The following is an 11,821-nucleotide window of genomic DNA, read 5'->3' on the forward strand; positions in this document are numbered from 1 at the left end:
ACCTGGCACGGGGAGTCCGTGCCTCAGGGTTCACCCAGGCGTACGGCGAGAGCGGCGATGTCGTCGTCCAGGCGTCTTCTGCTGTAGCGGAGGAGGTCGCGGTGGAGGGCCGTGAGCAGTTCGCGGGGCGGTGTCGGGGGCTGGCGACGCATCCAGGCTGCCAGTGGGAAGAACTCGCCGTCGCGGGCGCGGGCCTCGGCGATCCCGTCCGTATAGAGGAGCAGCAGGTCGCCGGGGGCGTAGTCGAAGGTGTCGACGTTGTAGTGGTCGCCGATCAGTTCCGAGAGGCTGAGCAGTGGCGAGGGGGTGGCGGACTCCAGGACACGGAGTTCCTTGCGGTTCAGGAGCAGCGGCGGGGGGTGACCGCAGTTGAGGATGTCGATACGTCTGCCCTTGTGCGGGATCTGGACGAGAAGGGCGGTGGCGAATCGCTCCATCGGCCCGTCGGCGGGGAAGGCGGCGTTGTAACGGGCGCTGCTGGCGTCCAGCCTGCGTGCGACGTCGACCATGTCCGCCTCGCCGTAGGCCGCCTCCCGGAAGGCGTTGACGATCGCCGCGGCCGCCCCCACCGCCGGCAGGCCCTTGCCCCGCACGTCACCGATGAGCAGCCTGACGCCGTACGGCGTGTCGACCACCTCGTAGAAGTCGCCGCCGATGCGGGCCTCCGCCGCGGCCGCGAGGTAGAGCGACTCGATCTCGACGTTCCCGAAGCGGCGTGGCATGGGGCTCAGTACCACCTGCTGCGCCGCGTCGGCGACGAGCCGCACCTGGAAGAGGGTGCGCTCCCGCTGGAGCCGGACATGGCTTCCGTACGCGGCGGCCACGGTGACCGCGATGATCCCTGCGGCCGTCCACCACGTTCCCAGATCGGGGAAGACGAGGCTGAGGCCGATCATCAGAAACAGGCACACCGTCCCGAGCAGGACGGTGGGGAGGACCGGCCACATGGCGGCGGCGAGGGCCGGCGCCGCGGGCAGGAGGCGGCTGAAGGCCATTTCCGGCGGAGTGGCGTAGGCCAGGCTGGCGATGACGACGGTCAGGATGACCGGCGACAGCCGCACAAGTCTTCCCGTGCCGGGGCGCCTACGGAGCCGCGGCCGTCCAGACGCGATCATCTGTCCAGAATATCGGTGCAACCAGGGCATAGCGCTCTGACGTAGGGCGTCCTGCCTGCCCTGCGGACCGATCAAGCTCGACTAAAACCGAACGCGTGTGCGATGTTCTGTGGGTGCGGGCGGAACGACGAGGACCGTCGCGAGCGCGGCGACTGACGCGCCCCGTGCCCACGGGCCCCTGCCCGTACGGTCGTGTGCGGAGCGCGCCTCAGCGGGAGGTCTCCCCTCAGGAACGGGCCGTCGCGGCTGCCAGGAGGCCCGCGATGCCCGTGAAGCCGCGTCTGCGGGCGTGGGTGAGCGGGGTGGTTCCGTCGTGGTCCGCGAGCAGCGGATCCGCACCGGCGGTGATCAGCAGCTCGACGATCTCCTCGTGCGGCCCGCCTCCGTCGCCGAGGATCACGGCCTCCAACAGGGCGGTCCAGCCGAGCCGGTTGACGTGGTCCACGTCCATGTCCGTCTCACGCAGCACGGCCCGGACGTACGCGACATGGCCGCGCTCGGCGGCCGGGATCAGCGAGGTCCCGCCGAAACGGTTGGTCAGCGTCAGGTCGGGGCCCGCCGGGAGCAGCACGCGCATCATCGGGACGCTGCCCGTCACGCCGGTGACCAGCCACGGCGTGTCCGCCCGGCTGTCCCGCGCGTCGGGGTCCGCGCCCGCCTCGACCAGGAGCGCCGCGGCCTCCACCCGGTCCGCCCGCGCGGCCAGCAGCAACGGGGTGCGCAGCTCGGTGTCCCGGCAGTCGACATGCGCGCCGGCGCCGAGGGCCGCCCGGATTCCCACGAGGTCGCCCCGGTGGGCGGCCGCGAGCAGCAACTGGTCATTCGGATCCATGACGGTTCTCCTTCTGATGGCGGTCAGCGGCACGGAGGTCGTCCCTTCCCGGTAAGTGGCTCCCCGTGGAATCGAGGTCGGTCCGCTCTCCCCACCATCGTGGGCCGACCTTGGTCCCGAGCCGGTAGGCCCTGTGGATCTTTGTGGAGGCCCGACCGGGGGACCGGCGGGTCAACCGATCGGCTGACCCGGCCCCGCGCCCGCCCTGGCCCGCCCGGGGGGGGCATGACCGAGATGCGGTAGAAATCCGCCAGGGGTGATCTTGAACGTCTGGCGGTCGGCGACGGGTGTCGGCCACGAGGGCGTCGACACCGATCTCCTGCTCGCGGCGGCCTTGGGCTGTGCGACCTGGGGGCCGGCGGTCGCAGGGACCCAGCACGACCTGCGTGACCGTGAGAGCCCGTGAGGTGCTTCCTGCGTGCGGGCCTACCGTGGGGTCATGCCTCACGACATCACACGCTTACATCACGTCGGTCACGTGGTCAGCGACATGGCGCAGGCCATAGCGCTCTACCAGCGGTTGGGATTTCACGTTCCACCGCCCACTGTGCCGGCGCTGGCACCCCGCGAGGGCGCCGCGCCGGAGCCCTTCGGGGCAGCGAACACCCACGCCGACCTCTCCCGGAGCTTCGTCGAGTTGGTGACACCGGTGAAGCCCGGGAGCACGGCGGGCCTCCCACCCGACGCCCGGATCGTTCCGCTCCAGGCACCGCCGGAGAAGCTCCCGGTGCTCCTGTCGCGGATCGAGGCGACCAGCGCCCAGCTTGGCGGTTGGTGCGATCGCTTCGAAGGGCTGCACATCCTGATGTTCTCCGCACCGGACGCCGTCGGCGCGGCGGACCGGCTCACCGCTGCCGGGGTCGGCCACGGCGGGGTGAACACCGTCGGCCGGCCGGTCGAGACTCCTGACGGCGTACGCACGGAACTCGTCCGCTACTTGGAGATCGACGGAGCGCCGGAAGGCCGGATCGGCGTCGTGGGCGACGTGGACCCGGAATTCCAGCACACCCGTCGCCTCGACCACCCCAACGGCGCCCAGGACCTCGTCGAGGCGGTGCTGTGCGTACCTGACGGACAACTCCCCCCGGTTCGCGAGCGGTATCTAGGCCGGCCGATCTCCGCCGAGGGCCCGGTCACCCTCGTGGCCAAGGCCGACCTCCCGGATCTGCTGCCGGGCGAGGATCCGCCCGCGCTCCCGGCGCTCATCGCCTGCACAGTCACCGTCCCCGACATCGCTCGAGTGCGTGCGCTGCTTGAAGAGAACGGGCTCCCGGTACGCGAGACGGGCCGAGGGGAGCCCTTCGTTCCCGCCGATGCGGCCCTAGGCGCAGCCCTGATCTTCCGGGAGGCCTGAGAGGGGGCCTTGGAATCCCGGCAGCATGCCCTCCCTGGGGTGCGCCGGGAAAAGCGGTGTCGGTGCACGGCCCGCGCAGGTGACAATGAGTCACCACTGACCAGGAGGAACCATGAGCCAGGCGCACCTGACTCTCCAGGAGCTGCTGCCCGCGGACGAGCTGGCCGAGGCCATCGACGCCGGGCACGTCACCCGCAAGGCACACCCCGAACTGCCGCTGTCCCTCTACACGTACACGCGGGCGTGCCAGTACGAGCGGATCTGGAACCAGGTGACCACGCGCTGCCGTGGGCTCGTCGCCGACGACGCGACGGGCGAGATCGTCGCGCTGCCCCTGCCCAAGTTCTTCAACATCGGCGAGCACGAGGCCGGTCAGCCCTACGCGCCCGCGCTGCCCGACGAGCCGTTCGAGGTCTACGACAAGGTCGACGGCAGCCTCGCCGTGATCTTCCACTACGCGGGCCGCTGGCAGGTCGCGTCCAAGGGGTCCTTCATCAGCGCGCAGGCGACCTGGGCGCAGCGCCGCCTCGACGGCCGGGACACCGGGGCCCTGACGCCCGGCGTCACCTACCTCGCCGAGATCCTGTACCCGCAGAATCGTATCGTCGTCGACTACGGCGACCGCCGGGATCTCGTCCTGCTCGCCGCCATCGGCCCGGACGGCACCGAGCTCCCGCTCGCCGAGGTCGCCGCCGACTGGGCGGAGATCGGCTCCGTCGTACGGACCTGGCCCGCCATGCCCCTCGACGAACTGCTCGCCCACACCGAGGCGAACACCCTGCCCGGCGGCAGCCCCGCCACCGGCACCGACGCCGAGGGCTTCGTGCTGCGCTACGCCTCCGGTGTGCGCGCCAAGGCCAAGCTGAGCGAGTACGTACGCCTCCACAAGGTGCTCACCGGCGTCACCGAGCGCGACATCTGGCGCAGCCACGGCATCCAGCGCTTCGCCGGCACCTCCGTCAAGCGCCTCGCGCAGGGCCTGGGCCTCTCGGTCTCCGAACTCGGCGGCGTCACGTCGGCCGGCGGCCGGCCGCTGGACGCCCTCCTGGAGCAGGTGCCGGACGAGTTCGACGCCTGGGTGCGCGGGGTCGTCGCCCGCCTGGAGGACGAGGCCGCGGAGCGTGAGCGCGCGATCGACAAGGCGTACGAGAGCATCGTCCACCTCGCCGGGGACCGGGGCGCGTTCGCCCGTGCCGTCAAGGCCCTGCCGGTCGACCCCGACATCCGCTCGGCCATGTTCCTGCGCCTCGACGGGCGGCCGACCGACCTCTTCGTCTGGCGGTCCGTCAGGCCCCTGGCGACCGACCCGTACACCACCGACCTGGAGAACTGAGCCGTGCCCGAAGTACACGTCATGACGGGGCTGCCCGCCTCGGGGAAGACCACGGCCGCCCGCCGCCTCCAGGCGGAGGCCGAGGGCAGGATGCGCCGCGTCAACCTCGACGACCTGCGCACCATGCTGGACGTCCCGGCCCCCGAGCGGGGCCGCTCGCACGCCCACGAGCGGACCGTCCTCGCCATCCAGGACGCGGCCGTCCGCTCGGCCGTCGAGGGCGGATTCGACGTCGTCGTCGACAACACCCACCTCACCCCGCACATCCCCAAGCGGCTGAAGGCGGCCGTCGTCGGCCTCGACGCCCGTTTCGTGGTCCACGACTTCACCGACGTACCGGTCGAGGAGTGCGTACGGCGCGACGCCGCGCGCGAGCGGTCCGTGGGCGAGGAGATCATCCGTATCCTCGCCGACAAGCACGCCAAGGCGGTCCGCGGCGGCTGGCGGCTGACCGCGGAGTGGCTGGACGCCCGGCCCGTCGCCGCGCCGTACGTTCCCGACCCGGCGCTCCCGTCGGCCGTCCTCTGCGACATCGACGGCACGCTCGCGCTGCGCGGCGACCGGGGACCGTACGACTTCACGCGCTGCGACCTCGACCTGCTGAACGTCTCGGTGGCCCGCGCGCTGCGCGCCTTCCGCCGCGCCGACAACGACACGATCGTGCTGCTGTCCGGACGCAGCGAGGACCACCGCGCGCTCACCGAGGCGTGGCTCGCCCGCCACGAAGTGCCGTACGACGAGCTGTGGATGCGGGCCTCGGACGACGGCCGGGGCGACGACATCGTCAAGGCCGAGCTGTTCGACGCACACATCCGGCACCGCTACGCGGTTCGCGTCTCTCTCGACGACCGCGACCGGGTCGTCGCCCTCTGGCGCCACATGGGCCTGCCGACCTGGCAGGTCAACTACGGCAACTTCTGAGCCGGACGGCGAGGAGGCCCGGTCGGCCCCGCGCGGCGGGGCGGCCACGGGCCTCCTCGCCATGCGGGGCCCGCGAGGCTGGGCCCGCCGGGCGGCCCCAGCCTGAGGGAGGAGCGTTGCCCTCGTCCGGCAGGAGGCTGCCGTGAGCTACTGGTACCCGGGCCGGCCGGCGCGTCGGCGCAGACTCTGTGTGGGTGTCGCCGCCACCGGCGCACTCGCCCTCCCGGCGTCGGCGGTCACCGCCCTCGCGCCCCCGCCGTCCCCTAGAAGGCGATCACCGGCATCGTCTCCCCGGAGCACGTCTACGACCTGCCCGGCACCCGGCCGTCACCCTCGTCATGAGCCTACCCTGGGTACATGGGCAGTGACCTGGTCGGACTGTTCCTCTGCGGCGACGTGATGCTCGGCCGCGGGGTGGACCAGATCCTTCCCCACCCCGGCGACCCGGCCCTGCGCGAGCGGTACGTGCACGACGCACGGTCCTATGTGGCGCTCGCCGAGGCGGTGAACGGCCCCATTCCCCACCGCGTGGACTTCACCTACCCCTGGGGCGCCGCGCTCGACGCCCTCGACGCCGCCGCGCCCGACGTCCGCGTCACGAATCTGGAGACGGCCGTCACCACGAGCGACGAGTTCGCCCCCGGCAAGGCGGTCCACTACCGGATGCACCCGGAGAACGTGCCGAGCCTGACCGCCGTCCGCCCCGACGTCTGCGTCCTGGCCAACAACCACGTCCTGGACCACGGCCACCGCGGCCTCGACGACACCCTGGACACCCTCGCCAAGCACGGAGTGCGCACCGTGGGTGCCGGCGGGGACGCCGAGGCGGCCGCCCGGCCCGCGATCGTCGACCTGCCCGGCGGCGGACGGTTCGTCGCGTACGCCCTCGGCATGTCCTCCAGCGGCATCCCGCGCGACTGGGCCGCCACCGCCCACCGCGGCGGGGTGCACTACGCCGCCGGGCCCACCGCCACCAGCGCCGCCCGCCTTCTCACCCGGATCCGCAACGCCAAGCGCCCCGGCGACATCGTCCTCGTCTCCCTCCACTGGGGCTCGAACTGGGGGTACGCGCTGTCCCGCGCCGAGGTCGACTACGCGCACGCCCTGGTCGACGCCGGTGCCGACGTGGTGCACGGCCACTCCTCGCACCACCCCAGGCCGCTGGAGGTCCACCGGGGCAAGCTCGTGCTGCACGGCTGCGGCGACCTGATCAACGACTACGAGGGCATCACCGGCTACGAGCAGTACCGCGACGACCTGCGGCTTCTCTACCTCGCCTCGGTGAGGCCCGACGACGGACGACTCGAGGAGGTACGCATCATTCCCCTGCGGGCCCGGCGCATGCGGCTGGAGCACGCCCCCGGCCGTGACACGCGCTGGCTCCACGACGTACTCGGCCGGACCAGCCGGCCCCACGGTGCGCAGGTCGACCTCGACGAGGACGGAACCCTCGTCGTACGCCCCGCCTGACGGGGCGGGCGGCGGCGCTCACGCGCCCGCGCGCAGGCTCGGGACCGCGCACGCTCAGGACCAGGGAGACGAGCGGGACATGTACTTCACCGATCGCATCGACGCCGGACGGCAGCTCGCCGCGCGCCTGGAACACCTCAAGGGCCGAGACCTCGTGGTCCTGGGGCTCCCACGCGGCGGGGTTCCGGTCGCCGAACAGGTAGCCGACGCACTCGGGGCCCCGCTGGACGTCTGCCTCGTCCGCAAGCTCGGGGTGCCCTACCAGCCGGAGCTGGCCATGGGCGCCATCGGCGAAGGAGACGTACGGGTCCTCAACGACCACGTCCTGGCCGGCACCGGCGTCTCCTCCGGGGATCTCGCCACCGTGGAGGCGCGCGAGCGGGTCGTGCTCGGACAGCGGTCCCGGCGCTACCGAGGTGCCCGGCCGCCGGCCCGGCTCGACGGCCGGACCGTCGTGGTCGTCGACGACGGCATGGCGACGGGCGCCACGGCGGTCGCCGCCTGCCGGGTCGTGCGGGCCCAGGGGGCCGCGCGGATCATCCTCGCGGTGCCGGTCGCGCCGGCCGACTGGCGGGAGCGGATCGGCCGGGAGGCGGACGAGGCCGTCAGCGTCCACGAACCGGAGTTCTTCTACGCGATCGGCCAGTTCTACCAGGACTTCTCACAGACCCCGGACGAGGAGGTCATCGCCTGTCTGGAGCGCCACCACGCCGGGCAGGGCCAGGGCGGCGAGAGCCCGGAGGTGCGCATTCCGGCCGGGGAGGTGGAGGTCGCGGGCCACCTGGTCGTGCCCGACGGTGCCCCGGGGATCGTGGTGTTCGCCCACGGCAGCGGCAGCAGCCGGCACAGCCCCCGCAACCGGGCGGTCGCCGAGAGCCTCAACCGGGCCGGGCTCGGCACGCTCCTCTTCGACCTGCTCACCGAGGAGGAGGCGGCCGACCGTGCCAACGTCTTCGACACCGAACTGCTGGCCGGCCGGCTGGCCAGGGCCACGTACTGGCTGGGTGGACGGCCCGGTCTCGACGGGCTGCGGACCGGCTACTTCGGCGCCAGCACCGGTGCCGCTGCCGCCCTCTGGGCCGCGGGCGACCCGCTGTCCGGGGTGGCCGCCGTGGTCTCCCGAGGTGGTCGCCCGGACCTGGCGGGCCCCCGCCTCGCGCAGGTGCGCGCCCCCACCCTGCTGATCGTGGGAGGCAACGACCCGCTCGTGCAGGACCTGAACGAGGACGCCCGCAGCCGGCTGCGGTGCGAGAACCAGCTCGTCGTCGTCCCCGGCGCCGGGCACCTCTTCGAGGAGCCCGGCACGCTGGAACAGGTCGGCGAACTCGCCGCGAACTGGTTCGCCGACCACTTCTAGGAGCTGCCCGCGCGGCGGGCAGTCGCCGGTCAGTACGGCCCGTCGACGTTGTCGATGGAGCCGTAGCGGTCCGCCGCGTAGTTGCAGGCGGCGGTGATGTTGGCGACCGGGTCGTAGAGGTCCATCGAGGTACCGGGCACGTGGTACGCGAGGAACGTCGGCTCGATCACCTGGAGCAGACCCTTGGACGGGGTGCCCTTGGCGGCGTTGGAGTCCCAGTTGTTGATGGCCTGCGGGTTGCCGGAGGACTCACGCATGATGTTGCGCTGGATCCCCTCGTACGAACCGGGGATGCCGTACTTCTGCATGATGTCCAGCGACTCGCGGATCCAGCCGTCGAGGTCGTTGGTGTAGCTCTTCGCGACCGTCTTGGCCGCCGGCGCGGCGGCCTTCTTCGCGGGGGCCGCCTTGGCCGGAGCGGCGCTGCGCTGCTGCGAGCGGTCGGCCCGGTCCGTACTCGTCGTACGGGCCGGGGCCTTCGGCTTCTGCGGGGCGGCGGCCTTTCCGCGGAGCGTCAGTTCCAGACCGGGGTGGATAAGTGACGGGTTGTCACCCACCGCGGCGCGATTGGTCTTGTACAGAGCCTTCCAGCCGCCCTGCACATTCTGCTCCTGAGCGATCACCGAAAGGGAATCACCGCGGGTGACGGTATAGGTGGTGGCGGCTGATTTCGGCGCGGCCGGAACGGATTCCACGATCTTCGTCGGCGCGCTGAGAACGGTCTTCTCGACGGAGGCGATCGCGGGAGCCGAGCTGGGCGCGGCGTGCGCGGTGGCCGTGCCGACCAGGGGCAGGGCCAGGGCGGCGCCGCCGGTGCTCGCGAGGGCGAGACCGCGGGTCAGGGGCCTTTTCTTGGGGCGCCGGTGCTTACCGTGTGCGGGCATGATGCAGTCCTCTCCGGCGCCTGCGGGGTGAGCTGTCGGGTTCGGGCTGGAGATGCCCGGCCGCGCATGCGCGACTTCACCCCGAGCCGTGCCGGAAATCCGGACCGGCGAAATGGTGGGTCCCCCGCTCCTGCCTTCGGGTGAATGAGCGGTGTTTTCGGACGGTGGCAGGATTCGGCGATCCGTCCGGGTCGAGGTGACCGTAGGCGAGAAATGTCGACCGAAACAAGACGTCGAATGCGCGGTTTATTCACGGATGAGTTCCGTGCACCGCGCGGCGCGCCTAACTTCCTTGCCCGACAAGGGGAGGGGCCGGTCGAGGAGGTCGTCGAAACGCTCGGCGTGATTCACCTCACCCGCCCTCTCATATCGGACATGCGGGGAAATGCGACCGAGTTGAGAAATCGGGCACAAGGGGCGGTAAAGCCGCTTGTGCCCGATTTGATCGGAAGTGTGGGCGTGCGTACGTCAGCCGGTGATACTCGGGGCGCCCGTCTCGATGTGGCCGGTGTAGCGGCGCGACCAGGTGCCGTCGATGTCGGCCAGGATCGTGAAGTCGTACCAGCCCTCGTGGTAGGCCACGGCGTTGAAGAAGTCCTCGCGCGAGGAGTTCGCCGGCACCGTGTACGTCCACGGCCCGTCCGTGCGGTAGGCGTTCGAGCGGATGGTGAAGGTCACCGGCCCGGCCGAGGTGTTGGACAGCTTGAAGAAGATCGCCGTCCTGCCGGTGCCCGGCTCGGTCGCGAACCGCGCCGCCACCTCGATCGCCTTGCCCGCCTTGGACGCGTCTCCGATGAAGCGCCGCAGGAAGCGGTTGGGACCCATCATCGAGATGTCGTACTTGCCCGAACCGGACCCGGTCCCGATGTTGAAGAAGTCCGTGGACGTCGTCCCCGGGTCGACCGTGTACTGCCAGGCGGCCGTGTCCCGGTGCTGGTGCGGGTGGATCGTGACATGCGCGGCACGCTTCGCCTGCGCGCCCTGGTTCGTCATCGAGAACCAGGCGAGGATCTTGCCCGACGCCCCGAACTCGAACCGGTCGAGGTTTCCGTTGACCTGGTACGGCAGGGCGCGCGCCGGGCGCGTCCCGGACTCCTGCGCCGGCAGGGCGTTGTCCTGCGGCACCGGGTTGGGCAGCGGGCCGCAGGTCGACTGCCCGATGACCTTGGCGGTGGACGGGAGACCCGAGGGGACGCCGTACACCGGGCGCGTGAAGTCGAAGACGCCCGTCAGGTCACCGGTGACCTTCCGCCGCCAGGCGCTGATGTTCGGGCAGGTGGCAGGGGTGCCGAGGGCGGCTGTCCAGGTCTCCATGAAGCGCAGGACGGAGGTGTGGTCGAAGACCTCCGAGCTGACCCACCCGCCGCGCGTCCAGGGCGACATGACGAGCATGGGGACCCGGAAGCCCAGGCCGATCGGCACACCGTCGAGGTACTCGCCGGGGGTGCCGGGCGGGGCGACCGGCGGCGGTACGTGGTCGAAGAAGCCGTCGTTCTCGTCGTAGTTGAGGAACAGTACGGTCGAGTCGAAGACCTCGGGGTTGGCCGCCAACGCGCGGTAGACCAGGTCGACGAAGTGCGCGCCGTCGCCGGGCGGGGCGTAGGGGTGCTCGGAGAACGCCTCGCTCGCCACCACCCAGGAGACCTGCGGAAGCGTGCCCGCGACCACGTCGGCACGGATCGCGGCGGCGATGTCGTCCGGAGTGGACCCGGTGACCTTCGGCACCGAGCCCATGCCCCGGTCGTACAGCGGATCGCCCGGCCGGGCGTCGGTGAACTTCTTGAAGTACGCGAGGCCGTTGTCGCCGTAGTTGTCCTGGGCGTTCTGGTAGACCTTCCAGCTCACGCCGGCCCGCTGGAGCGCCTCGGCGTACGTCTCCCAGGTGAGCCCGGACTCCTCGCCGCCGTCCTTGCTGGAGGCGTCGATCTTCCCGCTCCACAGGAACGTGCGGTTCGGGCCGGTGGCGCTGAGCGCCGAGCAGAAGTAGGCGTCGCAGACGGTGTAGTGGTCGGCCAGGGCGTAGTGGAACGGTATGTCACCGCGGTCGAGGTAGCCGAGGGTGCGGGTGTTGCCGACGCCCGTGACCCAGTTGTCCATCCGGCCCTTGTTCCACGCCGCGTGCTGCGAGATCCAGCTGTGCGGAAGGTCGCCGTTGCACTGGGCGAGGGTCTCCCCGTCGACACCGCCCGCCGGCGGGGTCGCGCTCAGCTTCCACGGGTACTGGCGGCCGCCCCAGTTGGGCTGGTTGAACATGCCCCAGCCGCCCGGGAGGTTGCCCGCGGCCCGGTCCCCGAAGCCTCGCACACCGCGCAGTCTGCCGAAGTAGTGGTCGAAGCTGCGGTTCTCCTGCATGAGCACCACGACGTGCTGAACGTCCTTGAGGGTGCCCGTCGCGGATGCGGCGGCGGCCGAGGCCGTGCCCGTGGGCAGCGCCGCGCCGGCCGCGAGCCCTGCCCCGATTCCGACGAATCCCCTGCGGCTGATGGGAGTCAATGCCCCGCCTCTCGTGTCACCGTGTGCCCTCCTGGCACACGGTGGACAGGATGAGGGAAGGC

Annotated in this window: 10 protein-coding genes and 1 riboswitch; of the genes, 6 read left to right on the forward strand and 4 right to left on the reverse strand. The window is 71.5% G+C overall.

What is annotated here, in order from left to right:
- Window positions 1-23 precede the first annotated feature (23 nt).
- Window positions 24-1,115, reverse strand: coding sequence for a PP2C family protein-serine/threonine phosphatase (locus ACWF79_RS05120; protein ID WP_453726658.1), 1,092 nt, complete (start codon window positions 1,113-1,115; stop codon window positions 24-26).
- A 226-nt stretch (window positions 1,116-1,341) separates the two neighbouring features.
- A complete protein-coding gene (locus tag ACWF79_RS05125) occupies window positions 1,342-1,947 on the reverse strand; it encodes an ankyrin repeat domain-containing protein (protein ID WP_453726659.1) in 606 nt (201 codons plus the stop codon).
- Between the two features lie 262 nt (window positions 1,948-2,209).
- On the opposite strand from ACWF79_RS05125, the gene ACWF79_RS05130 reads away from it, so the two are divergent.
- From ACWF79_RS05130 to ACWF79_RS05155, 6 genes are all read left to right on the forward strand, one after another.
- Window positions 2,210-2,353 (forward strand): hypothetical protein, encoded by a 144-nt coding sequence (locus ACWF79_RS05130; RefSeq protein WP_453726660.1) that lies wholly within the window; start codon window positions 2,210-2,212, stop codon window positions 2,351-2,353.
- 33 nt (window positions 2,354-2,386) lie between these two features.
- A complete protein-coding gene (locus tag ACWF79_RS05135; RefSeq protein WP_453726661.1) occupies window positions 2,387-3,301 on the forward strand; it encodes a VOC family protein in 915 nt (304 codons plus the stop codon).
- A 112-nt stretch (window positions 3,302-3,413) separates the two neighbouring features.
- Window positions 3,414-4,634 (forward strand): RNA ligase, encoded by a 1,221-nt coding sequence (locus ACWF79_RS05140; RefSeq protein ID WP_453726662.1) that lies wholly within the window; start codon window positions 3,414-3,416, stop codon window positions 4,632-4,634.
- 3 nt (window positions 4,635-4,637) lie between these two features.
- Window positions 4,638-5,555, forward strand: a complete 918-nt coding sequence (locus tag ACWF79_RS05145) for a phosphatase domain-containing protein (RefSeq protein WP_453726663.1) — start codon at window positions 4,638-4,640, stop codon at window positions 5,553-5,555.
- Between the two features lie 357 nt (window positions 5,556-5,912).
- Window positions 5,913-7,025, forward strand: coding sequence for a CapA family protein (locus ACWF79_RS05150; protein WP_453726664.1), 1,113 nt, complete (start codon window positions 5,913-5,915; stop codon window positions 7,023-7,025).
- Window positions 7,026-7,104: 79 nt separating this feature from the next.
- Window positions 7,105-8,382 carry a phosphoribosyltransferase family protein gene (locus ACWF79_RS05155; protein WP_453726665.1) on the forward strand — a complete coding sequence of 426 codons (1,278 nt, stop codon included), beginning with the start codon at window positions 7,105-7,107 and terminating at the stop codon, window positions 8,380-8,382.
- 29 nt (window positions 8,383-8,411) lie between these two features.
- Here the strand turns inward: ACWF79_RS05155 and ACWF79_RS05160 are convergent, their stop codons facing one another.
- The gene (locus ACWF79_RS05160; protein ID WP_453726666.1) at window positions 8,412-9,266 is read right to left on the reverse strand and encodes a transglycosylase SLT domain-containing protein; all 855 of its coding nucleotides are present in this window, start codon (window positions 9,264-9,266) and stop codon (window positions 8,412-8,414) included.
- Between the two features lie 2 nt (window positions 9,267-9,268).
- Window positions 9,269-9,427, reverse strand: a riboswitch (cyclic di-AMP (ydaO/yuaA leader).
- 307 nt (window positions 9,428-9,734) lie between these two features.
- Window positions 9,735-11,759 (reverse strand): phosphocholine-specific phospholipase C, encoded by a 2,025-nt coding sequence (locus tag ACWF79_RS05165; protein ID WP_453726667.1) that lies wholly within the window; start codon window positions 11,757-11,759, stop codon window positions 9,735-9,737.
- Window positions 11,760-11,821 lie beyond the last annotated feature (62 nt).

Source organism: Streptomyces sp. NPDC054975 (assembly GCF_053609105.1).